Origin of the sequence: Paenibacillus sp. NAIST15-1 (genome assembly GCF_001894745.1) — a bacterium.
Taxonomy (GTDB): domain Bacteria; phylum Bacillota; class Bacilli; order Paenibacillales; family Paenibacillaceae; genus Paenibacillus_B; species Paenibacillus_B suaedae.
The window spans coordinates 20,406-44,759 of record NZ_BBYF01000010.1; the positions used below are offsets into that span (position 1 = coordinate 20,406).

At 47.7% G+C, this 24,354-nt stretch carries 21 protein-coding genes; 17 read left to right on the forward strand and 4 right to left on the reverse strand.

All coding sequences use genetic code 11. The features are described from left to right. Positions 1 to 62: 62 nt before the first annotated feature. A complete protein-coding gene (yajC, locus tag PBN151_RS19615; protein WP_021257033.1) occupies positions 63 to 377 on the forward strand; it encodes a preprotein translocase subunit YajC in 315 nt (104 codons plus the stop codon). A gap of 105 nt (positions 378 to 482) precedes the next feature. Here yajC and PBN151_RS19620 read toward each other — a convergent pair whose 3' ends face one another. Beyond that, positions 483 to 1,343 (reverse strand): phosphatase PAP2 family protein, encoded by an 861-nt coding sequence (locus PBN151_RS19620; protein WP_021257032.1) that lies wholly within the window; start codon positions 1,341 to 1,343, stop codon positions 483 to 485. A gap of 109 nt (positions 1,344 to 1,452) precedes the next feature. Continuing rightward, complete coding sequence (locus PBN151_RS19625) at positions 1,453 to 1,851, reverse strand: TIGR04086 family membrane protein (RefSeq protein WP_072730353.1); 399 nt, start codon at positions 1,849 to 1,851, stop codon at positions 1,453 to 1,455. A 174-nt stretch (positions 1,852 to 2,025) separates the two neighbouring features. On the opposite strand from PBN151_RS19625, the gene PBN151_RS19630 reads away from it, so the two are divergent. Together PBN151_RS19630 and PBN151_RS19635 are read left to right on the forward strand one after the other, a co-directional pair. Beyond that, positions 2,026 to 3,339, forward strand: a complete 1,314-nt coding sequence (locus PBN151_RS19630; RefSeq protein WP_021257030.1) for an ArsB/NhaD family transporter — start codon at positions 2,026 to 2,028, stop codon at positions 3,337 to 3,339. 140 nt (positions 3,340 to 3,479) lie between these two features. Beyond that, complete coding sequence (locus PBN151_RS19635; protein ID WP_072730354.1) at positions 3,480 to 4,247, forward strand: YetF domain-containing protein; 768 nt, start codon at positions 3,480 to 3,482, stop codon at positions 4,245 to 4,247. 2 nt (positions 4,248 to 4,249) lie between these two features. On the opposite strand, the gene spoVB is transcribed toward PBN151_RS19635, so the two are convergent. Then, a complete protein-coding gene (spoVB, locus tag PBN151_RS19640; RefSeq protein WP_021257028.1) occupies positions 4,250 to 5,902 on the reverse strand; it encodes a stage V sporulation protein B in 1,653 nt (550 codons plus the stop codon). A 176-nt stretch (positions 5,903 to 6,078) separates the two neighbouring features. On the opposite strand from spoVB, the gene PBN151_RS19645 reads away from it, so the two are divergent. The 6 genes from PBN151_RS19645 (at position 6,079) to PBN151_RS19670 (ending at position 12,714) form a co-directional block, all read left to right on the forward strand. Beyond that, a complete protein-coding gene (locus PBN151_RS19645; protein ID WP_072730355.1) occupies positions 6,079 to 6,333 on the forward strand; it encodes a post-transcriptional regulator in 255 nt (84 codons plus the stop codon). Positions 6,334 to 6,440: 107 nt separating this feature from the next. Further along, positions 6,441 to 7,709 (forward strand): protein translocase subunit SecD, encoded by a 1,269-nt coding sequence (secD, locus tag PBN151_RS19650; RefSeq protein ID WP_072730356.1) that lies wholly within the window; start codon positions 6,441 to 6,443, stop codon positions 7,707 to 7,709. Continuing rightward, positions 7,699 to 8,610 (forward strand): protein translocase subunit SecF, encoded by a 912-nt coding sequence (gene secF, locus PBN151_RS19655; RefSeq protein ID WP_021257025.1) that lies wholly within the window; start codon positions 7,699 to 7,701, stop codon positions 8,608 to 8,610. Before secD ends, secF begins: the two co-directional genes overlap by 11 nt. Positions 8,611 to 8,757: 147 nt before the next feature. Continuing rightward, entirely contained in the window at positions 8,758 to 9,708 is a 951-nt protein-coding gene (locus PBN151_RS19660; RefSeq protein WP_072730357.1) for a cation diffusion facilitator family transporter, read from the forward strand. 21 nt (positions 9,709 to 9,729) lie between these two features. Next, entirely contained in the window at positions 9,730 to 12,159 is a 2,430-nt protein-coding gene (gene recJ / locus PBN151_RS19665; protein WP_072730358.1) for a single-stranded-DNA-specific exonuclease RecJ, read from the forward strand. A 39-nt stretch (positions 12,160 to 12,198) separates the two neighbouring features. Further along, the gene (locus PBN151_RS19670) at positions 12,199 to 12,714 is read left to right on the forward strand and encodes an adenine phosphoribosyltransferase (RefSeq protein ID WP_021257022.1); all 516 of its coding nucleotides are present in this window, start codon (positions 12,199 to 12,201) and stop codon (positions 12,712 to 12,714) included. A 100-nt stretch (positions 12,715 to 12,814) separates the two neighbouring features. Here PBN151_RS19670 and uraA read toward each other — a convergent pair whose 3' ends face one another. Next, complete coding sequence (gene uraA / locus PBN151_RS19675) at positions 12,815 to 14,077, reverse strand: uracil permease (protein ID WP_072730359.1); 1,263 nt, start codon at positions 14,075 to 14,077, stop codon at positions 12,815 to 12,817. A gap of 344 nt (positions 14,078 to 14,421) precedes the next feature. Between uraA and PBN151_RS19680 the strand changes: the two genes are divergently transcribed. The 8 genes from PBN151_RS19680 to PBN151_RS19710 all read left to right on the forward strand — a co-directional run bounded on the left by PBN151_RS19680 (position 14,422) and on the right by PBN151_RS19710 (position 24,183). Then, positions 14,422 to 16,602 carry a RelA/SpoT family protein gene (locus PBN151_RS19680; RefSeq protein WP_072730470.1) on the forward strand — a complete coding sequence of 727 codons (2,181 nt, stop codon included), beginning with the start codon at positions 14,422 to 14,424 and terminating at the stop codon, positions 16,600 to 16,602. A 128-nt stretch (positions 16,603 to 16,730) separates the two neighbouring features. After that, positions 16,731 to 17,177: a D-aminoacyl-tRNA deacylase gene (gene dtd / locus PBN151_RS19685; protein ID WP_072730360.1), complete on the forward strand. Its 447-nt coding sequence runs from the start codon at positions 16,731 to 16,733 to the stop codon at positions 17,175 to 17,177. Positions 17,178 to 17,242: 65 nt separating this feature from the next. Further along, positions 17,243 to 17,386 (forward strand): hypothetical protein, encoded by a 144-nt coding sequence (locus PBN151_RS31410; RefSeq protein WP_162833953.1) that lies wholly within the window; start codon positions 17,243 to 17,245, stop codon positions 17,384 to 17,386. Positions 17,387 to 18,067: 681 nt separating this feature from the next. After that, positions 18,068 to 19,318, forward strand: a complete 1,251-nt coding sequence (gene hisS, locus PBN151_RS19690) for a histidine--tRNA ligase (RefSeq protein ID WP_072730361.1) — start codon at positions 18,068 to 18,070, stop codon at positions 19,316 to 19,318. A 59-nt stretch (positions 19,319 to 19,377) separates the two neighbouring features. After that, positions 19,378 to 21,186 carry an aspartate--tRNA ligase gene (gene aspS, locus PBN151_RS19695; protein ID WP_021257017.1) on the forward strand — a complete coding sequence of 603 codons (1,809 nt, stop codon included), beginning with the start codon at positions 19,378 to 19,380 and terminating at the stop codon, positions 21,184 to 21,186. Positions 21,187 to 21,469: 283 nt separating this feature from the next. Next, entirely contained in the window at positions 21,470 to 22,213 is a 744-nt protein-coding gene (locus PBN151_RS19700) for a tRNA threonylcarbamoyladenosine dehydratase (protein ID WP_021257016.1), read from the forward strand. 15 nt (positions 22,214 to 22,228) lie between these two features. Next, the gene (locus PBN151_RS19705; protein WP_072730362.1) at positions 22,229 to 23,557 is read left to right on the forward strand and encodes a replication-associated recombination protein A; all 1,329 of its coding nucleotides are present in this window, start codon (positions 22,229 to 22,231) and stop codon (positions 23,555 to 23,557) included. A gap of 62 nt (positions 23,558 to 23,619) precedes the next feature. Next, complete coding sequence (locus PBN151_RS19710) at positions 23,620 to 24,183, forward strand: PCYCGC motif-containing (lipo)protein (protein WP_083545230.1); 564 nt, start codon at positions 23,620 to 23,622, stop codon at positions 24,181 to 24,183. Positions 24,184 to 24,354 lie beyond the last annotated feature (171 nt).

Below are 24,354 nucleotides of genomic sequence, written 5' to 3' on the forward strand. Positions count from 1 at the left end.
TGCTTCAGCTCGTTCGGCAGTCTATACATAATAATTTCATTATTTGAAAGGGGGATACATACATGTTGATAGCAGGAGCAGAGGCAGGAGGAACTGGTGGGTTTCTTCAAATGTTGTTGCCGTTCGTCTTGATGTTTGCAGTATTTTACTTCTTGTTAATCCGTCCTCAGCAGAAGAAGCAGAAGCAGCGGAACTCAATGCTTGGTGCATTGAAAAAGGGAGACAAGATCGTAACGATTGGCGGTCTTCATGGCAGCATCATGGAAATTACGGACGACACAGTCGTGTTGCGTGTAAATGACGTTACAAAAATGACATTCGATCGCAGTGCAATTAGTCAAGTTGTATCTGTAGATGAATCTTCAAGCGCATCCTAAGATGCCAAGCATAGGAGAAGGGGCTCACCGTTGCATGAGATGCAATTGGCGAGCCCCTTCTTTCATTGCATCATGCGCCGTATGCCGAAGGGAGTAGGAGCATGATTAGCTTATGTCGTTGGAATTGGTATAAGACTTGCTGAATGTCTTCTGCCGATCTGGCAGCAAGCTGAGCTTGGGTTGAACACCAGCAAGCTTCAAGCCTACCCATGATGCAACCATAGCAAGTACAGTTCCAGCCAGCATATCAGTTAACCAGTGAATGCCGAGGTAGAAGATCGAGAACACAATAATAATTGCACTTGCGGCCGTAAAGATGGCCCATCTGCGATTGCCAGACTGTGAAGCGAGCAGAGCGACCGTTACGGAGATCGACGTATGCAAGCTTGGGAAGCAATTATCGATACCAGAGAATGCGCGATATTGCTCCTCGAAGTTCGGGAACACCTCCAGCATGCGGAAGCTGACCCCGGCTGGTGCATACGACCATACCTCATTAACTGGGAAAAATAAATAGAATGGGATAGCTACGATGTAGTTAATCATAATGGCATAGCATACAGCGTGCGCCATTCGGATATTCCCGTTTGTTGTATAAATCCCGAGTGAGGCTACGATAAGTGCTTGAAAGACAACAATATAGAAAAAGGAAACAAATTGCGTTAATAACGGATGATTAAAAATCTGCTGTACACTGTATACGAATTGCCCTTCGAGTTGATGAATATTGGAAGTGAAATCCCAATTAATCTGCAGCATTTTTTCGAGCGTAAGCTCCATGCCGTTGACCATGAGAATAAGCACCATCGCAATGAGAGCAATAAGAAAAGAACGTGATGTCCACAGTGATCGTAGAAATGCTCCAGCGACAGCTAGCGGCTGTCTGCGTGAACCGAACCAGACGAGCACAATGACGGTTACGATGGTCCACAGCGTGACAGTCTGCATGGATTGAAATAGAACCACGAGAATCCCCCTAATGTAATGTCACATTGCCGTTTTGTAAACTCCAATAGTATAACACAATTGGGTGGGGATTACATGATGCGATCATTCGAACTCAAGGCTTCCCTCCTTACTGGCCGGACTTGCTCATATTTACACCGATAATACCCCCAATTGCACTGATAGCGAACGCTGCTACTGTTTGGACGAGTTTTTGTACGCTTACCCCTGCATCCATTGCCAAAAAACCAATCAGCATGACGAGCAGCACGTAGAAGATTCCTGTCATTCCTCCATAGTACCAGCCCTTTTTGCCGCTTCTTCTGCCAGAAGTCCATCCACCGATAAAAAGAGCGATACAATGGATAATATAAATATAGCCTTTCATTTCGTCCTCACTAGTTGAGCTTGAATATAGCAAGACTGACAAGGCGAGTGCACCGAGAGCCATCCAAACGAAGGCGTAGACGATTCCCGCCACTAGCGGGTGGCCTAATTTCCAGCGCGTTACATTCTGAATCGCATTCATCTTACACGCTCCTCCCATCATTTCTATGATTAGTATTCATCGTATGGGCAAGCTATCCAATTTAGTACAAGGCATAGACGAAAAAAAAAGACAGCGTTATAATGTGTGAACAAAAGGTCAGTAAAGAAGAAAGTTGCAATCAGAGCCTTATAAGGTAGAGAGGGATGGAGTCTTGTGGGACATACTGTAGCAAATTGGCAAGTGACCGCGGCGGTCATTGTGTTTTTAATCACGTATGCCATCATTATTTCGGAGAAGATTAACCGAGCCGTTATTGCGCTCTTAGGCGCAGTTGCGATGCTCGTCCTGCAGATTGTAGATGTACATATGGCATTTACAACCTATATCGAGTGGAATACGCTGTTCCTGCTCGTTGGTATGATGATTCTGGTAGGGATTACGAACAAGAGCGGGATCTTCTCATACGCTGCTGTCAAGGCAGCACAGCGGGCTAAGGGACATCCGAAGCGCATCATGCTCATTATGTTCCTGCTCACAGCGGTAGGATCTGCATTTTTGGATAATGTAACGACGGTGCTGCTCATGGTGCCGATTACGTTTTCCATTACACGTATGTTGAAAATCAACCCAGTGCCATTTCTAATCGCGGAGGTTATCGCATCGAATGTAGGGGGAACAGCAACCCTAATAGGCGATCCGCCGAATATTATGATTGGATCTGCCAATAAGCATCTGACTTTCAATATGTTTTTGACGCATCTGGCTCCAATTGTGTTTGTCATCGCAATCGTCATAATCGGCTGCTTGCTGTTCATCTACCGCAAACAGTTGCATGTGTCGGACGAGCAGCGGCAAGCATTGATGGAGCTGTCTGCAGCTTCATACATTACAGACGCTAAGCTTGTAAAGAAGTCCCTTACTGTGCTTATTTTTACGATTCTTGGCTTCGCACTCCATTCAGTCATTCACGTTGAGGCAGCTGTTGTCGCAATGGCAGGAGCAACAATCTTGATGCTCATCGGATTGAAAAATGAGGAGGAGCTTGAAGAGGCACTTCATCAAGTCGAGTGGGTTACGATCCTATTCTTTATCGGATTGTTCATCCTTGTTGGCGGCTTGATTCAAGTAGGTGTCATCAATCGTCTTGCAGAACTTACGCTCGGACTTACGAACGGAGATATGACCAAGACTTCGATGCTCGTCCTGTGGGTATCCGGTATTGCATCGGCTACGATTGACAACATCCCGTTCGTCGCGACAATGATTCCTCTCTTGCAGGATATCGGGACGCAGATGGGGATTACAGACCCGAACCAATTGAATCCACTCTGGTGGTCACTTGCGCTTGGTGCATGTCTTGGCGGAAACGGAACGCTGATAGGTGCATCTGCCAACGTCATTGTGGCGGGTATGGCCCAGCGTGAGGGTCATGGTTTTAGCTATATGGACTTTTTGAAAATAGGTGCGCCGATTACGATTATCTCGCTTTTGATTTCGACAGGATACATTTTGCTGTTCATCCTATAATTACAATCGTCCATTTGTAAGATACAGGATGGGAACAATTCAATAATAAAGAAGCAGTATGCTTCACGATCACGGCGGTCAGAATACCAATGAAAGCGGCTATCGCAATGCGACAATCGGCAGCGAGGGAGGCGTAACATATGGGACTTTGGACCGTCGTTTTTCGTACAGTGTTGATGTATTTTGCGGTATTAATTGTTCTTCGAGTAATGGGTAAGCGTGAAATCGGCAAGCTGTCTGTTTTTGACCTCGTCATCTCGATCATGATTGCAGATATTGCAGTAATGACGATTGACGATTCAGAGCGTCCCATTCTTGTGGAATTTGCTCCGATCATTGTACTGCTCGTCATCCAGGTTACACTTGCCTTCGTAACGTTAAAGAGCCCGAAAATGCGCGAAGTATTTGACGGGAGTCCAAGTATTATTATTGCCAATGGAGTGCTGCAGCAGGACGTTATGAAGAAGCAGCGATACAATCTGGATGATTTAATGCTGCAACTGCGGGGACAAGGGATCGACAACGTCAATGATGTTACCTACGCGATTTTAGAATCAACAGGGGAATTGTCCGTATTTAAGGCAAGTGAGGAAAAGCCAAACCAGAACTCATCGAGCTCGAATGCAAGCAAGCAGGAAGGGCAAAAGGAAAGCAAGTCCAAACCATCCAATACACAGCCCGCCCTGCCGGAAGCACACCAATATCAATTCACATCCCTTCCCTTGCCGCTCATTATGGAGGGGAAGGTACAGGATCAGAATTTGTTAAGCATCGAAAAGACACGGTTCTGGTTGAAAAATCAAATTCAACAAAAGGGTGTCCATGATTTTAAGCAAGTGTTCTTCTGTTCCATAGACCATAAAGGTCATATTTACGTTAACAGCAACCCGAGCGAGCTCAAGCGCTGAGATTATTTTGGATCAGGCTTCGCATGAAAGAAGCGTCGAAAGAACGGAAAGCGGGAAAGATCACTGCGATCGATTAATTTCATCATGATAAGAAGCAGAATATAGACAACAATCCCAACAATACAAGAAATAATGAATCGAAGTACAAGATGCTCGTCCGTAGAACCTGGAAAATGAATATATGTTGCTTGTATGCATCCGGCCGTAATGATCATTGCGGCTCCAACCTTGATGAAATCCAGCCAAGGAAGCTTAAGGCCAACATGGCGAACGACACTGTATGCGTGCATGGTTGTTACGACAACGATGTTCACATTGATGGCGATGACCGCGCCGGTAATGCCTAATTTTGGATCTGCCGCGAGCCATAGAATCAACCCAATTTTAAGAAATGCCCCTATGAAGGTATTGACGAGAGCTGTTCCCGGACGTTCTAGCGCTTGGAGAGCAGCTTGGAGCGGGGCTTGCAGGTAAATGAAAATAGCAACAGGCGCCATCCATTTCAACATTGGAGCAACGGTTGCATCATTGTATAGCAGAGAACATAAGGGAAAAGCCAGTACGAACATAACAACAGCAAAAGGTGCTCCGCTTACGAGCGCAAGCCGGAGAGCCTGATGAATGCGCTTCTGAATGGTGGTCGTATCTCTGCGGCCAAGTGCTTCGGACAGGGCAGGGACGAGTGAGACCGCAAGAGAGTAAGTAAGTGCTCCTGGCAAGGTGAGAATAGGAATAATCATGCCTTGAAGTGCTCCGTATTGCGCCGTTGCGACTGCGGTAATGATACCGGCTGCTGCAAGACTGCGTGCGATTGTGATGGACTCCAATAAATAGGACAGAGATCCAACCAGTTTGCCTCCTGTAACAGGAATCGCGATTTGCAGCAATCTTTGTAAAACATTGCCCTGAGCTGGGGAAGAGGTTGCGAACGTTGGTTCTTGTCCACCTTTAATTGGTTGCTGCACTGCATTGAGCTGTTGAGCGCTGCTCTGAGAGTGACGTTTTCGAGCCGTGTGATACATCCAAGCAAGTACGGCAAATCCTCCGATCTCTCCAATCACTACACCTGCCATGGCGCCAGCGGCCGCCCATTCTAAGCCGTAAGGCAAGCCCATATAAGCAAATAAAATGACGGTAAATATCCGTATTATGGTCTCAGTAACTTGAGACATCGCGGTTGGTATCATGTTCTGCATGCCCTGGAAATACCCTCGAAGCACGGATGAGGCAGCAATCACGATAATGATGGGGGTCATCACCATGAACGTATAATATACTCTGCTGTCCGTTAGAACGTGCGTCGTAATCCATGGTGCAAGAACAAGTAAGGCAACTGAAAATAATAGGGATGCCCCAATCGTTATTTTGAGTGATAATGACAATATCCGTCTTACTCGTTGTTGATCGCCTGTAGCATCTGCCTCCGCGATAAGCTTGGCCACTGCTAGTGGAATCCCACCCGTTATTAACGTAATGATCACGATGAGGAAGGGGTATCCCAGCTGATAAATGCCTACGCCCTCTGCTCCAATGATGCGCGGCAGCATAATGCGTGGGATGAATCCAAGGATGCGGTTCACGATGCCGGCTGCCAATAAAATAAGTGTTCCTTGAATAAATGTTTGTTTTTGTAAGGTGTTTTTTGACAATAGCATCCCTCTTCTCGCGCAAACTTCAGCACGTAATTGCTGCCCAATATCATTCATATGCGGTTGTCCACAAACCATACCGAAAGTGTTGAGGAGATTTTCAGCCTAGAGCTTGCGTATTAGCAGGAATTCAAGAGGAGAGGGTCGAATTATGACTAACGTGGAGAAGGGAGTTATGCGGCATGACAGAACTGATTAGTGATGCGGAACGTATCGAGGCAATTGAACTGTGCTGTGAGAGCAAAGCAGAAGAATTGCGCTTGATTGGGTATGAGCACGTTACCGGTAAGGATGTATGGGAATGTGTAAGTTCGAAGTATGTAAAAAATGGAATCGAACCTGCGCTGCATAAGGTTGTAAATGATATTTTATCGCTTAAAGCAACGCAATTTATGAATTATATGACAGTTGCCGCATATCGGGGCGCTCCCTTTTAATAAGGCGAGGCCTTTTTTTGTTTGTTTGCCATGATTCTTAAAATTGACGCGAAAAATGAGCGCCGATATAATAGGAATATTGAATATGAAAGGGGACTAGGGACGATATGAAAAGGGTGACCGCATTCCTGCTCATCGTTGTCGTTTCGCTAGGCGTCATTTTTTGGACAAGCCCTTCGATCGTCAACAGCATACGTCTTGGGCTCGATTTGAAGGGCGGCTTTGAAATATTGTATCAAGCATCGCCGCTTGAATCGGGTGGCAAAATTACAAATGAGGCGTTGAAACAAACGGCGAAGAGCTTGGCTAAGCGTATTGATGCTAACGGCACGAGCGAACCGGAGATCATCATTGAAGGTTCGGATCGGATTCGTGTCAAGCTTGCCGATGTGAAGAATGAGGAAGAAGTTCGCAAGAAATTGAAGGAGCCTTCTGTGCTGACCTTCCGTAGTTCTGACGGCTGCAAGGAAGCCACGGACTACTGTAAGGTGGAATTGCAGGGAACAGACTTCAAGGAGGGTGGCGCGAGCGTCGTATTTAACGAGTTGCACCAACCAATTGTAGCTATCAAGATGAAGGATGCAGGCAAATTCTCTGAATTGACGAAACGTCTTGCTTCACTTGCCGGTGAGCAGCGCAATCATTTGGCAATCTTCATGGATGAGAATATGATCTCTGATCCGGCTGTTAACTACGAGATTCCGGGTGGAGAGGCGACGATTACTGGTCAGCGCACGGTTGAGGAAGCGAATGACCTTCGCGACAAAATCAACCTTGGCGCATTGCCGCTGAAACTGACAGAAAAATACTCCCAAAGTGTTGCTGCAACACTAGGTAAGTTGTCGTTGGAACAAACGGTGAAAGCCGGCTTGATCGGATCGGCACTGATTCTCGTGTTCATGCTGCTTGTTTACCGTTTGCCAGGGGTAATTGCGAGCTTCTCGCTCGTCTTGTTCACATGGCTTCTGCTGGTGTTGTTCTGGTTGGCTGATATTACACTGACATTGCCGGGTATTGCAGCATTCATTCTCGGTCTCGGTATGGCAGTCGATGCGAACATCATTACTTATGAACGGATTAAGGAAGAGCTGCGCAGCGGTAAATCGATTAACTCCGCACTCAAGGCCGGTTCAAAGAACTCGTTCAGAACCATTATGGATGCAAACGTAACGACGATTATTGCGGGTGTTGTTATGTACATCATGGGTGAAAGCTCCGTTAAAGGTTTCGCACTCATCTTGATGATGACAGTCATTTGCAGTATTTTCACAAACGTATTCTTGTCTCGTGTGTTCCTACATCTGCTTGCGAAATCGAAGTTATTGAGCAAGCCAGGATATTTTGGCGTAAAGGAGAGTGAAATCCGTGCGCTTTAAGGGAACATTCAACTTTGTTCATCAGAGTAAATATTTCTTTATCTTCTCGATCGTGATTACCATTCTCGGTGCGTTGTCTCTATCGATATTCGGATTGAACTATGGAGTTGATTTCAGCTCTGGTACGAATGTGGATATCAACCTAACTAAGAAAATTGAGAAATCACAAGTGGAAGAACTGCTGAAAACATATAATTTCAAAAAAGAACCTACGATTACGATGGGGGCGGAACGTATTACCGTACGCTTCACTGAAGTTCTTGATGAGCAGCACGAAAAGCAGTTCAAGGCGGACATGAAGAAGATTGATGAAGGCTCTTCCATGGAAATCAATACGGTTGATGTAGAGATTGCCCGCGAATTGCAGCGTAATGCACTGCTCGCTGTATTGATCGCGAGTATCGGGATTATTATCTATGTCAGCATCCGCTTTGAGTGGCGCTTTGCCGTATCAGCGGTTGTCGCCCTGCTGCACGATGCATTTATGGTTATCAGCTTGTTCTCCATCTTCCGGTTGGAGGTCACGCTGCCGTTTATTATTGCGGTGCTGACGATCATCGGTTATTCCATTAACGATACGATCGTTATTTTTGACCGGATTCGTGAGAATTTACGTTTTTCGAAGATCAAGAGTATGGATGACTTGGCTCATTTGGTTAACGACAGTATCTACCAAACGCTCACTCGCTCCATCAATACAGTATTGACTGTATTGGTAACGGCGCTCTGCCTGTTCATCTTCGGTAGTGAGTCAATCCGGATGTTCTCACTTGCGATTCTATTCGGTCTCGGCTTCGGTGCTTACTCGTCCATCTTCATTGCAAGCCCGCTGTGGGTCGTATTGAAGAACAAAGAGAGCAAGAAACCAAAAGCTTCTGCTAAACCGCAGGAAGCGAAGTAATTTATTTTGTAAAGAAACCATTTGTTTTTCTTTTCTCTCATAATCTGGAGTTAAGAAACATACGATAAAGCCGCGTCCGTTTGTGACGCGGTTTTGGCGTTATGTAAGCCGCCATGATCACAATGATGATTAAACGAGGGATGCTGCATGTCTACTGACCGATTTGCCAAGGCGGAGACGGGAGCCTGGGTAGGAATTATTGGGAATATCTTATTAGCTGGAGTCAAGGGAATAGCCGGATTTTTGTCCGGGAGCCAGGCGCTTATCGCAGATGCCTTTCATTCTGCTTCGGATGTAGCGGGTTCATTCGCTGTTCTAGTCGGTTTGAAGGCGGCTAAGCGTCCTCCAGACAAAGATCATCCATATGGTCACGGCAAGGCAGAATCGATTGCTGCAATTGTCGTATCTGTACTGCTGCTGGTCGTGGGAATAGAACTGGCAATCTCTGCGGCTAAGTCAATATGGAATGGAAAAGTCGTCGTGCCAGAGTGGTATGCGCTGGCAGCTATTATTTTGTCCATCGTAGCGAAGGAGAGTATGTTCCAGTACAAGTTCCGATTGGGCAAACGCTTATCGTCCCAGGCATTAATTGCGAATGCGTGGGAGCATCGATCTGATGTATACTCGTCTATTGCGGCACTAGTAGGTGTTGGGGGAGCAATGATTGGCGGCAGACTAGGCATTAGCTGGCTTCTCTATTTAGATCCGATCGCGGGTGCTGTTGTAGCTCTGCTCGTCCTACGAATGGGGTATCGGCTCGTACTGGACTCCATCCACTCCACCATGGATCACGTCCTGCATGATGAGGATGCGAATCCACTGATTCGAGCAGTGCAATCCGTTGACGGTGTGATTACTGTTGATGAGCTGCGAGCGCGCGAGCATGGACATTATGTGATTGTAGATGTCAAAATTAGCGTCAATCCTCGCTTGACGGTAGCGGAAGGGCATGCGGTTGCCAAGCGAGTCAAAAAACATTTATTGCAGCGGTTTATCCATGTAGCGGATGTATTCGTGCATGTGAATCCATTCGATCCGGGATTCCCTTATCGATCTCAGGAAGCACGTGGTGACGATGCCTCCACATTGCTGCAATAAGGATAATAAAGGAGATAAAGAATGCTTCATCCACGTTCACGGTGGATCTGCGCGGCAACGTCAGACGAGCAAGTGAGTCAATTGGCACAAGAAGCCAAATTATCGCCATTGTTGGCTCGTATGATGGTCGTACGTGGGATTGACACTGCGGAGCAGATCCAGCAGTTTTTACATGCTGATGTCAACCAGCTGCATGACCCGTTCCTCATGGCAGGGATGGAAGAAGCGGTGGAACGGATAAGACGGGCGTTAAATAGCGGAGAGAAAATTCGGATTTATGGTGACTATGATGCGGATGGCGTATCGAGTACTTCGCTTATGATTTACCTGATGAGAGAGTTAGAGGCGAACTTCGATTACTATATCCCGCATCGTGCGAATGAAGGATATGGACTCAACAATGGCGCGATTGATGATGCGAAGGCACAAGGCTGTACGCTTATCGTAACCGTCGATACTGGCATTAGTGCCGTAGAGCAGGTTGCCTATGCGAAGGAGCTTGGCATTGATATCGTTGTTACGGATCACCATGAGCCGCCTGAGCAGCTTCCAGAAGCATATGCCCTCGTCAATCCGAAGCTTCCTTATTGCCCCTACCCATTCAAGGGATTGGCTGGGGTGGGCGTAGCTTTTAAGCTGGCTCATGCATTACTCGGCAATGTGCCGGAACATTATCTGGAGCTTGCTGCGATTGGAACAGTGGCTGACTTGATGCCGCTGCTTGGAGAGAATCGAGTCATTGTTCAGGAAGCATTGAAACGCATGGCTCGTTCCCAATATGCGGGCATTCGCGCTTTGATGACCATTGGCGCGATAGATCCAGCAGAAGTAACATCGACAAGTATTGCCTTCTCAATGGCCCCGCGCATAAATGCAAGCGGTCGGCTCGATCATGCCGATATCGCGGTTCAATTGTTAACGGCTGATGAGGATGAGACAGCTATCGCTTATGCATCTGAACTGGATCGATTGAATAAGGAGCGGCAGAAGATCGTAGAAGGAATCGTGAAGGAAGCAGAGGCGCAGTTGACGGAGAAGATGACTGATACAGGCGAGGTTCCGAATGTCATCGTTCTCGCAGCAGAGGGCTGGAATGTCGGCGTTATCGGCATTGTTGCTTCGAAGATTGTAGAACGCTATTATCGGCCTACCTTCGTGCTTGGGATTGATGAAGAATCAGGACTTTGCAAGGGCTCGGCTCGTTCGATTGCAGGGTTTGATTTATATGAATCGATGACGGAATGCGCAGAGGTGTTCGAACACTATGGCGGTCACCAGGCTGCCGCCGGGATGACGATTCATCGCGATCGATTATCCGAGCTGGAGGAACGCTTGAATAAGACGGCTGCGGAGAGATTGACCGAGGATGATTACATTCCATGCACGGAAGTCGATGCGGAATGTGAGCTTGATGATGTTCCGCTGGAAGTAATTGAGCAATTAGGGCGTCTAGCGCCGTTCGGAATGGGCAATCCTAGTCCGCGTGTGGTTATTCGCAACGCGGTAGTACGCGATAAGCGCACGATGGGGAAAGAAGGACAACATTTAAAGTTGATGTTAGGCAAAGAGCGTGCTACATTGGATGCGGTGGCATTTCATAAAGGGGCATTGTCCTTCCGAATTGCCAATGATGTGCAGGTTGATGTGCTTGGAGAGCTGTCGATCAATGAATGGAATGGACAGCGCAAGCCGCAGTTGATGATGCAGGATATCCAGATTACAGAACGACAGCTATTCGATCGTCGCGCAACTGCTCGTCCACTCGAATCAGCGATTGAGTTGGCAAGAACACTCGAGCAGGATGAACCGCAGACGAGCGCTCTACTTATGACACGAGAGCAAGCAGGAGTGTACGCCGCTGAACCGTTCGTCTGGTTGTATAGCGATGAGCTTGAAGGGCCTACCGTCATACCGAGTTCCTGGGCATGGGCAGCGGATGAATCCATGCTTGGGAACGTGTCGAAGCATATCCATGAGCTCGTGCTGTGCAGTATCCCTCCATCGGAATGGGAGCTGAAGCGGTTGGCAGATCAGCTTCCGAATGTAGGAAGAATACATGCCATACTCCCGCGCCAGCCGGAAGGCGGGCGGCTGTTTACTCCTAGTCGTGATCGAATGGCCCATGCATATAGCGAACTGAAGCGAGTCGGCACTTGGGATATGGAAGTGTCAACGATGTCTTCGCTTGCGAAGAGATTGCGTATGAATGAACGAGAACTGCTGATGCTGATGGAAGTATTTAAGGAATTGGACTTTATTACTTGTACATCTTCTTCGAACAACAGCGTATACAGCATTGTACAGCAACCGAACAAAACATCACTTGAACAATCACAGCGCTATCAGGATTGGATGACCGCAGCAGCCTGGGAATCTCGCTGGTACGAACCAGTGACTGAGGAATTAGCGGCATGGATATGGTCATATTGGGATGAAGCGCGTTGCAAGTAAGCTATATTATATTTGGATAATTCCAAGGGAGGATTTTTGATGGATTTAAAACAGCATATTCGGGTGATTCCTGATTTCCCACAACCAGGCATCAGCTTCAAGGACATAACAACATTGTTGAAGGATGGCCAAGCCTACAAGGCGACCATTGAAGCGATGCATGAACTCGTAAAGGATAAGCAGATTGATCTCGTAGCAGGACCAGAAGCGCGCGGATTCGTAGTAGGTGCTCCATTGGCATTGTCTATCGGAGCTGGCTTCATTCCTGTCCGCAAGAGTGGTAAACTTCCAGGAGAGACGATTGAGGTCGGTTATGACTTGGAGTATGGCAAGGATAAGCTTGCTATGCACAAGGATGCCATTCAGCCTGGCCAAAAAGTGCTTATCGCAGATGACCTGCTCGCTACGGGCGGTACAATCAAGTCTACGATTGATCTCGTTCGTCAGTTGGGCGGCGAAGTCGTTGGTGCGGTATTCCTGATTGAGCTTAGTGAATTGAACGGCCGTGACAAATTGGGCGAAGGCATCGACGTTATTTCGCTCGTTCAATATTAATTCGTTCTCTTGTGAAGCAACGATAATAAAAATCCCCTGCCGCCTCTTCTTCCGTGATAGATGAAGATGCGTGCAAGGGATTTTTTTGTATGATTCAATATTATTCGTTAGACAAATGAAGCTTGTCCAAAATAATGAAGAACAGGTTCAGTACAATCGCAAGCACAGTTGCGAGCGCCATCCCTTTCAATTCAACAGCACCGAACTGGAGTTTGGCACCGCTGATCCCGATGACGATGACGAGTGTTGTCAACAGCAGATTCTTCGGCTTGCTGAAGTCAACCTTGGAGTCCACAAGAACGCGGAGACCAGATGCAGCAATGACCCCGAACAAGAGCAGGGATACGCCGCCCATAACGGGAACAGGAATGTTCGCAATCAATGCGGACACGTTGCCGAAGAACGACAGGATAACTGCGAATACAGCAGCGCCGCCGACAACCCATACGGAGTATACGCGTGTCAGCGCCATAACGCCGATATTTTCACCATATGTTGTATTCGGTGTGGAACCCATGAAGCCAGAAATGACAGTAGAAATACCATTACCAAGCAAGGAACGATGCAAGCCAGGTTCTTTGGATAAGTCTTTTCCTACAATGTTGCTCGTTACCATCAAGTGACCGATATGCTCCACGACAACGACGAGCGCCGCGGGAATGATGGTAAGTATGGCAGTCATATTCCATTCTGGAGTTGTAACCGTAGGCAGTGAGATGAACGATGCCTCAACGACCTTATCCATATTCACATAGCCCATAAGGTAAGCCGACACATAACCAGTAATAATACCGATCAATATCGGGATAATCTTAAAGAATCCTCGGAACATAACATTACCGATTACGGTCACACCCAATGTGATCAATGCGAGCGTTACTGCTTTCCCATCCAATGGGGCATCTGGGCCAGCAGGAATGAAGCCAGACATGTTGGCAGCAACCGGTACAAGCTCCAAACCGATAACCGCAACAATGGCGCCCATTGCTGCAGGAGGGAACAATACGTCAAGCCAGCGAGTGCCTGCCATTTGGACAATGAGAGCCACTACGATAAATATAATACCTGATACGATAAAACCGCCAAGTGCTTGTGCATAATTCTCCGCATGACCAGAGAGAACGACCATAACCGGAGAAATGAAGGCGAAGCTCGATCCCAAATAAGCAGGAATCATACCGCGGCACAGAATGAGATAGAATAGTGTACCTAGTCCGTTCATCAGCAGTACAATCCCTGGATCGACCCCAAATAGGTTAGGTACAAGCACGGTTGAACCGAACATGGCGAACAAATGTTGAATGCTGAGCAGCAGTCCTGGAGCGAAGCCAGGTTTTTCATGCACTTGAATTTCGCGTTGCAAGCGAATGCACTCCTTTTTCAAATATGTAGTTGTATTCGGGCGTGTAAACAATCAGTGTTCAAAAAGTTCGAGCTTCTTGAATTACCGCTTTCAGACCCAACTATATAATTTACAGGTTAAGCCCCCTTCATTTCAACAACATTTTACTCGATTTGCATAAAAAAACGTCAAATGCCCATAAGAATCGAGATTATTCTGCAAATTTCGACATATATAAACACCACTCACGGATGATAAGGATCGGAAACCATTGACGAGTGACACCGAATAAAGGCATAATTATAGGATACTCTGTAATCTAGGGGAGGTGCCCCCGGATGAAGAAAGGAACCGAGTCGACTCCAATGGGTATCGAGCATTTAATTGAGAAAGCTGCGACCTATATGAAAGAACCGGATCTCGATCGCATCCGCGATGCATACGAATTTGCGGACAAAGCGCATACCGGACAAGTCCGGAAATCCGGTGAACCTTATATATTGCATCCGTTGGCCGTTGCAGACATCGTTGTTGGCATGCAGATGGATCCTACCTCTGTCGTTGCGGCCTTGCTGCACGACGTCGTAGAAGATACATCTGTATCCCTGGAGGAAGTGCGAGCTAAGTTCGGGGAGACATGCGCGATGCTCGTTGACGGACTGACGAAGCTGGAACGCATCCAATTCCGCTCTAAAGAAGAGCAGCAAAATGAAAACTATCGCAAAATGTTCGTAGCTATGGCAAATGATATCCGAGTCATCGTCATTAAGCTGGCGGACAGACTGCATAATATGAGAACGCTCAAATATCAGTCGGAGGAAAGCCAGCGCCGTATCGCGTATGAAACGTTGGAAATCTTCTGTCCGATTGCGCATCGTCTGGGTATTTCCGCGATCAAATGGGAGATGGAGGACATTGCGCTTCGGTATTTGAATCCGCAGCAGTATTATCGCATTGCGAATTTGATGCATAAGAAGCGGGCAGAACGTGAGCAGTACATTTCGGATGTCATTTCCCGGATCAAAGAAAAACTCGATGAGATGGGAATTACAGCTGATCTGTCAGGACGCCCAAAACATATTTATAGTGTGTACAAAAAAATGACGGCGAAGAGCAAGCAGTTCAACGAGATCTATGATTTGCTTGCCATTCGAATTATTGTCGACAATATTAAAGACTGTTATGCGACCTTAGGGATTATCCACACACTGTGGAAGCCGATGCCAGGTAGATTCAAAGACTATATTGCGATGCCGAAGACGAACATGTATCAGTCCTTGCATACAACGGTCATCGGACCTACGGGCGAGCCTACGGAAGTTCAGATTCGCACTTGGGACATGCACCGTACGGCCGAGTACGGTATCGCAGCTCATTGGGCCTACAAAGAGGGGAATGGCACGATTGGCGGCAGCTTCGAAGAGAAGATGCACTTCTTGCGTGAAATCTTGGATTTGCAACAGGAAACCAAGGATGCCCAGGAGTTTGTAGAGTCGCTCAAAATGGACTTCTTCTCTGATCTCGTATTTGTATTTACGCCGAAGGGAGAAGTTATTGAGCTTCCATCCGGTTCAGTACCGCTCGACTTCGCCTTCCGCATCCATACGGAAGTTGGAAATCGGACGATAGGTGCGAAGGTGAATGGACGGATCGTACCGCTTGATCATCAGCTGAAGACTGGGGATATCGTTGAGATCTTAACTTCAAAGCATTCCTATGGTCCTAGCCCGGACTGGATTAAGATCGCACAATCTTCGCATGCGCGCTCCAAGATTAAGCAATGGTTCAAGAAGGAGAAGCGAGAAGAGAATGTGCAGAAGGGCCGGGAATCCATTGAACGTGAACTGAAGCGTCTTGGGCTCGAGACATCCGTATGGATGGCCGATGAGAAGCTGATGGAAGCAGCCAAGAAATTCAATTTCAACGATATTGAAGATATGATGTCTGCCGTAGGCTTCAGCGGGATTACTGCAGCGCAGGTATGCACCCGCATGACGGAGAAGATGCGCAAGGAAGCCGAGGAAGCAAGTCAGATTGAATTAACGCATGAAGTGAAGGAAGTCAAGAAGGAGCCTGTTCGCAAGCATCGTCCGACTCACGGCATTACCGTTAAGGGAATTGACAATCTCCTCGTTCGCTTTGCACGGTGCTGCAATCCAGTGCCGGGGGACGATATTGTCGGCTATGTAACCCGCGGCAGAGGTGTATCTGTCCATCGGGCAGATTGCGTGAATGTCGTATCGACAACGGATGGCGAAGACGCTGCACGGATGATTGATGTGGAATGGGGAGAGTCTGCTGAGGCGAATTATAGTGTCGATATCGAGATTACCGGGATGGATCGACGTGGTTTCTTGAACGAAGTGCTGCAGGCTGTATCCGAGAGCAAGACCAATATTGCAGCAGTATCAGGCCGTTCTGACCGTAATAAGCTGGCGATGATTCATATGACGATTCTCATTCGAAATACGGATCATCTTCAGTCTGTAGTAGAGAAGATCAAACGAGTAAAAGACGTATATACAGTGCAGCGAATTATGCAATAATTCGCTGCCTTTTTACATGCAGGTGTGTTGGTAATAGAAGGATAAAATGGCGTATGACAGGAACGCTTAACTAGCGCCGCCCCCTGTGTGTTGTGACTGCAATATGGGACTGCAAGGAGGATGACGACATGAAGGTAGTTGTACAGCGCTGCAAGGAGGCGCATGTGGATGTTGATGGAGCAACGGTTGGCAGCATAGGACAGGGTTTAATGCTTCTTGTGGGCATTACACACGAAGATACAGATCGAGATATCGAATGGATGGCGGATAAACTTGCAGGTCTTCGTATTTTTGAAGATGAATCTGGAAAAATGAACAGCTCAGTGCAGGATGTAGGCGGCAGCATTTTATCGGTGTCTCAGTTTACCCTATACGGGGATTGTCGGAAGGGAAGACGCCCGAACTTCATGGCAGCGGCTCGTCCTGAGCAGGCTGAACCACTATATGATTTATTCAATGAACGTCTCCGTACACTAGGGTTGGAAGTTGCGACTGGGAAGTTCGGAGCCATGATGGATGTGCATCTTATTAATGATGGACCGGTTACGCTAGTCGTCGATAGCCGTACCGAATAACAGCTACCTGGCTGGCTATACTAGAACTGGCACTTCTGTGACGCACAAGGCAAAGGAGCGATTCGATGCGCCAGTCCCTGCATCAGTTAGCAATCCAGTACAGCTGCTTGTCAGGAATGCAGTCGCTGCGTGAATCCGCTGCGGCATTGCAGCAAGAGGAAGAGCACAGGCAAGCGACACGCCGAAATGGCGAAGGCATGAAGCGGTAAACTAATCGAAGTCTGCATCACACCAGTGGATGCGCCCTTTTGGGGCGTATTTTTTTGCTTTGATGTTGGAGAGGAAGAGCCAGAAATAAAGCGCTTTATTTTTTGTAATCTTATTGTAATCTTTGTTTCATGTTTCCTTAACATTGGATACCTATAATAACAGACATGACCCCCTTTTAATAATATATCTTATTGATAAACCTACAGTGATGTAGGTTTTTTTCTTGACTTTAGCGTGCTACATCCTTACAATGTTCTTTATATTCCGACTTTACAGTAAATGAAAATGATGATTTGATGACAGGAACAAGTAATTCGTACCCACATATGCAGAGAGAGGTTCCACGGCTGGAAGAACCTTGATGATGGACGGATGAATGACATCCTCGAGAACCTGCGGCGAAGCGAGAAGCATCGATCTTGGATAAAGCATTGAGCTCTCAAGGTAGGACACCTAATGTCCAAGTAGCCGTATGGCGTATGACGTACGTTACACGTGAATGAAGCGTAATCGGAGATTTCAATGTGCAGCCGATATAGGGCACAATGCTTGCGATTGCGGAATGTGGGTGGCACCACGGGTGAATGGAACATACCATCTCTCGTCCCTTTGCAAATGAATCATTTGCGGGGCGGGAGATTTTTTATTTTATAGACAAAACGATTAGGAGGTTAGCGCTCATGGCATATCAAAAACCTACGGGTACGCAGGATTTGCTGCCTGGCACGGTTGAAATTTGGCAAACGGTTGAGCAAAAAGCTCGGGATATCTGCCGTCGTTTCAACTTTAAGGAAATCCGGACTCCAATCTTCGAACAGACTGAGCTGTTCGAGCGTGGTGTTGGTGAAACAACGGATATCGTTGAGAAGGAAATGTATACGTTCCAGGATAAGGGCGACCGCAGCATGACACTGCGTCCAGAGAATACTGCAGGCGTAGTTCGCTCGTATGTAGAGAACAAGCTGTATGGTGAACCGGACTTGACGAAGCTGTATTACATGGGGCCGATGTTCCGGTATGAACGCCCGCAGGCGGGTCGCTATCGCCAGTTCCACCAATTCGGCGTGGAAGCCTTCGGGTCTGTTGATCCGAGCTTAGACGCTGAAATTGTTGCTCTTGGCTATCAGTTCATGAAGGATATTGGCTTGAGCGGTGTTCGCGTCGAGATTAACTCTGTCGGCAACGCACCGAGCCGTGCAGCTTACCGCGAGACTTTGCTTGGCTTCCTGATGCCGATGAAGGAGACACTGTGCAAGGATTGTCAATCCCGGATGGAGCGTAATCCGCTGCGTGTGCTCGACTGTAAGGTCGATCAGGACAAGTTCACGAATGCACCATCGATTCTGGACAGCTTGGATGAAGAATGTGCAACACACTTCGAGAAGGTGAAGCAGCACTTAACGGCGATGGGCGTCGAGTATGAAGTGAACCACCGTCTTGTGCGCGGCTTGGATTACTATACGCATACGGCATTCGAATATAAGGCCCAAGGGATTGGAGCCATTGATACCGTGGGGGGCGGAGGCCGCTACAATGGTCTAGTCGCTGATATCGGCGGTCCTGAGCAGACAGGTATTGGCTTCGGTATAGGGATGGAGCGAATTGTGCTTCTGCTTGATAAGCAAGGCATTGCCTGCAATGAGCAGCCGCCGCTTGATATTTATCTCGTAGGACTTGGTGAACAAGCAGAGGATGAGGTGACGAAGCTGTTGTACGCATTGCGTACAGCTGGCATCGCTGCCGAGAAGGACTACCAAGGACGCAAGATGAAGGCGCAAATGAAATCAGCCGATCGCATGAAGGCTCGGTATGCAGGAATTCTCGGCGATGACGAATTGGCACGTGGAGAGATCGCGTTGAAGCATCTGGAAACAGGAGAGCAGCAGTTCGTGAAGCTGGAGCAATTGGCTGAAGCAATCGAAAGAGCTTAACTAGGCTCAATTCCATTCGTAAATGGATGAACTATATTAATGTGAGGAGCGTGCATCCTATGATGTACAAAACGCATCAGTGCGGAAAAATTACAAAAGAACGAATTGGCGAAACGGTTACCCTGAATGGATGGGTACAACGTCGTCGTGACTTGGGCGGGGTATTATTTATCGATTTGCGCGACAGAAGTGGTCTTGTACAGGTCGTATTCAACCCTGATTTCTCTCAAGAGGCTCACGACATTGCAGATCGTGCGCGTAACGAGTATGTGCTTGCTGTTCGCGGTACAGTCGTTGAACGCGATGCAGAAACGGTGAACCCGAACCTGCCAACAGGAGAGGTAGAAGTACGCGTAACGGAAATTGAAATCTTAAATGCAGCGAAGAACCCGCCATTCTTCATCGAAGACGGCATTGAAATTGATGAGTCCCTTCGTTTGAAATATCGTTACCTCGATCTTCGTCGTCCGGAAATGCAAAAGACACTGATGCTTCGTTCCAAAGCAACAAAAGTATTCCGTGATTTCCTGGAAGAGAACGAGTTCATCGATGTAGAAACACCAATCTTGACGATGATTACGCCAGAAGGCGCACGTGACTACCTAGTACCAAGCCGTGTGCATCCAGGCGAATTCTATGCACTTCCGCAATCGCCACAAATTTTCAAGCAGCTGCTTATGGTATCCGGCGTTGAGCGTTACTATCAGATTGCGCGCTGCTTCCGCGATGAAGACTTGCGTGCAGACCGTCAACCAGAATTCACTCAGGTGGACATCGAAACGTCCTTCATGTCTACAGAGCAATTGCATGAAATGATGGAGCAATTGATGGTTCGTTTGTTCAAGACAACATTAGGAGTAGATATTCCTACGCCATTCCAACGCATTACGTATCAAGACGCAATGGAGAAATACGGCTCCGATAAGCCGGATCTTCGCTTTGGCCTTGAGCTTGTGGATGTGTGTGATATCGTACAGAACAGCGGCGTTAAAGTATTCGGGTCTGTTATTGAAAAAGGCGGCGTTGTAAAAGTATTGAATGCAAAAGGCTGCGGAACATGGAGCCGTAAGGACATCGACGACTTGGCACCGTATGCAGCACGCTATGGTGCGAAAGGCTTGGCTTGGATTCAAGTGAAGGACGGCGAATTCCGCGGTCCGATCGTGAAGTTCATGAGCGAGGAAGAAATCGCATCCCTTCGTGAGCGCACAGGCGCAGAAGAGGGAGACTTGCTGCTCTTCTCTGCGGACAAGCGTAAAGTGGTATACGATGTGCTCGGCAACCTTCGTCTCTTGATCGGCCGCCGCTTGAACCTGATCGATGACAATGCGTTCAAGTTCGCATGGGTTGTTGACTTCCCATTGCTTGGCTACGACGAAGAAGCGAAGCGTTATGTAGCGGAACACCATCCGTTCACACGTCCGAAGGACGAAGACTTGGCATTGTTCGATACTGATCCAGGTCAAATCCGCGCTCAAGCTTATGACCTTGTCTTGAATGGTTATGAAATCGGCGGCGGTTCGATGCGTATTTACAACCGCGATGTACAAGAGAAGATGTTCGCGGCGCTTGGCTTCACACCAGAAGAAGCACAACAAAAATTCGGCTTCTTGATGAATGCCTTCGAATATGGTACGCCTCCACACGGCGGTATTGCATTCGGCTTGGATCGCCTCGTAATGCTGCTTGCAGGACGTACGAACTTGCGCGAGACGATCGCATTCCCGAAAACGGCAAGCGCAACAGACTTGATGACAGATGCGCCTAACGTAGTTGATAAGTCTCAGTTGGATGTTTTGCATATTAAGTCGACGTACAAGAAGAAAGAAAAAGAAGAGAAGACTCAAGAGAATAACGAAGAGCAATAAGCCGGACGGCTGAAAAGAAGCTGTTAGCATATAACGCCCCTCGCCCGAAATTCCTATCTAGCGGATGCTTGGGCAAGGGGCGTTCCGCTATGTTCTTGAGCCCGTCTATGGTACGATAGACGGTAGTAGATTAAGCATCTAAGATGCGAACTTGATGCATGATGGCTTTTTGTGCAGAAGTGTTGCCATTTGTGCAGAAGTGTGCCAATTGACGGGCAATATTGCACATCACACGATGCATAAACCATGCATGGATAATGAGACGCAGGAGGAAAAGGACGTTATGCTGCATCAATTTTCACGTACGGAACTCGCAATTGGACCTGAAGGATTAGAGAAGCTGAAAAACAGCACAGTTGCAGTTCTAGGAATCGGCGGTGTCGGCTCAATGGCTGCAGAGGCATTGGCACGCACCGGTGTAGGGCGAATTATTCTCATTGATAAAGATACAGTCGATATTACGAACATTAACCGGCAAATTCACGCCTTGACGACAACAGTAGGTCAGAAGAAGGCGGAGTTGATGCGTGAGCGGATTAAGCTAATTAATCCAGATTGCGACGCGATCGCGCTTAACATGTTCTATACGGAAGAAACCTATGAGGAACTGTTCAAGTATGAGCTAGATTATGTTGTCGATGCATCAGATACGATTGTATATAAAATTCACTTGATCAAAGAATGTTTGAAACGTAAAATACCTATCATTTCTAGCATGGGTGCGGCGAACAAGATGGATCCCTCGCGCTTCCAAGTGGCTGATATTTCACAGACATCTTACGACCCGATTGCCCGCGTCATTCGGCAAAAGCTGCGCAAGGATGGCATTCGCAAAGGGGTCAAGGTTGTGTTCTCTACAGAGGAGCCGATCAAGCCGCGTGAGGATGTTACGGAGCGCATCGTACCGGATACTGCCCCTGATATTCGCAAGGCGAAGCAGCCGCCATCCAGTAACGCATTCGTACCGCCGGTAGCCGGGCTTATTATGGTCAGTGTCGTGATTCGCGATATGCTGGCAGACTTGTAATTCGTGGTGACAGATATGGATCTATTCTCTTATGGGGAAGAACAGCAGCATCCGACGATGCGATTGCTGGCTGATCGAATACGGCCAAGAACATTGGAAGAATATATTGGCCAAGAACATATTGTAGGGCCGGGGAGACTGCTGCGGAGAGCGATTGAAGCGGATCGGGTCTCCTCGATATTACTGTATGGCCCCCCAGGCTGCGGCAAGACAACGCTCGCGAATATCATCTCGGAGCAGACAAAGGGTGAATTCGTTCGTTTAAATGCTGTCGATGCATCAGTTAAGGATGTTCGAGCTGTAATTGAACAGGCGGATACGAACAAGAAGATGTACAACACCAAGACCATTCTGTTCTTGGATGAGGTTCATCGCTTCAATCGATCGCAGCAGGATGCCTTGCTGCCTGCCGTTGAGAAGGGGACGATTATATTCATCGGCGCAACAACGGAAAATCCATTCCATCATGTAAATGGAGCGTTGATCAGTCGTTCGACCTTGTTCCAATTAAAGCCGCTCACGAAGGAGCACTCGCTGATGGCGATGAAGCGTGCTTTGGTGGATAAGGAGCGTGGGCTTGGCTTCATGCCGATTCAGGCAGACCCGGATGCGCTTGAACATATCGCTTCCATGGCGAATGGTGACATACGCCGGGCATTGAACGCGCTGGAGATGGCGGCAATGACGACGACACCGGAGGAAGACGGGACAGTCCACATTACGCTGGAAGTGGCGGAAGAATCCGTTCGGCGGCCGACTGTGCAGGCAGATGAATCTGTACAGTATGACGTCTTGTCCGCCTTCCACAAGAGTATTCGCGGCTCCAGTGATGCGGCATTGTACTGGTTCCTGTATGCGGTAGAGAAGCTGGGCATGGATCCAATGACGTTCATTCGCAGATTAACCGTTGCATGCAGCGAGGATATCGGATTGGCGAACCCGCAAGCAATGGTGCAGGCTGTGAGCGCATTGGAGGCCTATCATCGAATTGGCTGGCCGGAGTCGAAGTACATCGTGGCACAAGCTATCTTATTCGCGGTAGAAAGTCCGAAGTCCAACTCAATACCGCTTGCCATTGCTCGCGTCATGCAGGCGTTTGAAGATATTAAGACTGCTGAAGTGCCATTGCATTTGCGAGATACCCATTATAAAGGCGCGGACAAGCTCGGACACAAGGGCTATCAGTATCCACACGACTACCCAGGACACTATGTAGAGCAGCAATACCTGCCTGACCTAATCAAGAAGCGGGTATTCTTTATGGCGAACGAGCAGGGGACAGAAGCGAAGATGCGCATCAACCAAGAGCGGAGAAGAGGCTCGCATGGGCGAGGCGACGTTTAGTACGTTTAATGTAGACAGACCTGTACTGAATTTGAAATGAATACTTTGATGGAGGTATTTTCATGTTCATTCGTAGGCACAGAGCTAACAGAAACAAAGGACATCGTCTGAATCGACTCGCACCATTTTCATTGGTTATTGGTCTTATCGCATTAACAATTGTCGCAGGCTGTGGCAGTTCTCCTGCGGGCAAAGAAGGCGCAGAACATGCCGGACAAGCATCAGGAGATCATGAACGTCTGATGAAGAATGGCGATCTGCGTCAAACGACGGCATCGGTTGCCGAACTTCCGCCTTTTTTGAATGACAAACAGAAGGAAATGCGACAAATTTATCAACTGGCTGCTGCGAACAGTGAATTACTTCAATATATTCCTTGTTATTGCGGATGCGGAGAAGTAGCTGGCCACCAGAGCAATTTAAATTGCTTCGTCGCCTCGAAGGAAGAGGCGAAGATCGAATGGGATGATCACGGCACTCGCTGTGGTGTGTGCCTTGATATTGCCGTAGAGGCGTCCCTCATGCTGAGGGACGGGAAGTCGGTCAAAGACATCCGCCAAGCTATTGATACCAAATACAAAGAGGGATATGCAGAACCTACTCCTACACCACTTCCTGCTGTGTAGGAGCAGGCTTCATGCATGCTCTGAATCAATTGGCATGGATTCCTTCGGAATCCATGTTTATTTTTCTTCGCTTTGTCATAACCTACAGGCAACAGGGCCATACATATGTAGGTATGTTCATCTCGTTCCCACGCATAAGCAGCCAGATATAGATGAACAACACAAAGGAGA

What these genes read in the sequence shown, in the direction of transcription:
- yajC (WP_021257033.1), top strand. Translation starts at nt 63, where the DNA reads ATGTTGATAGCAGGAGCAGAGGCAGGAGGAACTGGTGGGTTTCTTCAA.
- PBN151_RS19625 (WP_072730353.1), bottom strand. Translation starts at nt 1,851, where the DNA reads ATGAATGCGATTCAGAATGTAACGCGCTGGAAATTAGGCCACCCGCTA.
- PBN151_RS19635 (WP_072730354.1), top strand. Translation starts at nt 3,480, where the DNA reads ATGGGACTTTGGACCGTCGTTTTTCGTACAGTGTTGATGTATTTTGCG.
- spoVB (WP_021257028.1), bottom strand. Translation starts at nt 5,902, where the DNA reads ATGCTATTGTCAAAAAACACCTTACAAAAACAAACATTTATTCAAGGA.
- PBN151_RS19645 (WP_072730355.1), top strand. Translation starts at nt 6,079, where the DNA reads ATGACAGAACTGATTAGTGATGCGGAACGTATCGAGGCAATTGAACTG.
- secD (WP_072730356.1), top strand. Translation starts at nt 6,441, where the DNA reads ATGAAAAGGGTGACCGCATTCCTGCTCATCGTTGTCGTTTCGCTAGGC.
- PBN151_RS19660 (WP_072730357.1), top strand. Translation starts at nt 8,758, where the DNA reads ATGTCTACTGACCGATTTGCCAAGGCGGAGACGGGAGCCTGGGTAGGA.
- recJ (WP_072730358.1), top strand. Translation starts at nt 9,730, where the DNA reads ATGCTTCATCCACGTTCACGGTGGATCTGCGCGGCAACGTCAGACGAG.
- PBN151_RS19670 (WP_021257022.1), top strand. Translation starts at nt 12,199, where the DNA reads ATGGATTTAAAACAGCATATTCGGGTGATTCCTGATTTCCCACAACCA.
- PBN151_RS19680 (WP_072730470.1), top strand. Translation starts at nt 14,422, where the DNA reads ATGGGTATCGAGCATTTAATTGAGAAAGCTGCGACCTATATGAAAGAA.
- dtd (WP_072730360.1), top strand. Translation starts at nt 16,731, where the DNA reads ATGAAGGTAGTTGTACAGCGCTGCAAGGAGGCGCATGTGGATGTTGAT.
- PBN151_RS31410 (WP_162833953.1), top strand. Translation starts at nt 17,243, where the DNA reads ATGCGCCAGTCCCTGCATCAGTTAGCAATCCAGTACAGCTGCTTGTCA.
- hisS (WP_072730361.1), top strand. Translation starts at nt 18,068, where the DNA reads ATGGCATATCAAAAACCTACGGGTACGCAGGATTTGCTGCCTGGCACG.
- aspS (WP_021257017.1), top strand. Translation starts at nt 19,378, where the DNA reads ATGATGTACAAAACGCATCAGTGCGGAAAAATTACAAAAGAACGAATT.
- PBN151_RS19700 (WP_021257016.1), top strand. Translation starts at nt 21,470, where the DNA reads ATGCTGCATCAATTTTCACGTACGGAACTCGCAATTGGACCTGAAGGA.
- PBN151_RS19705 (WP_072730362.1), top strand. Translation starts at nt 22,229, where the DNA reads ATGGATCTATTCTCTTATGGGGAAGAACAGCAGCATCCGACGATGCGA.
- PBN151_RS19710 (WP_083545230.1), top strand. Translation starts at nt 23,620, where the DNA reads ATGTTCATTCGTAGGCACAGAGCTAACAGAAACAAAGGACATCGTCTG.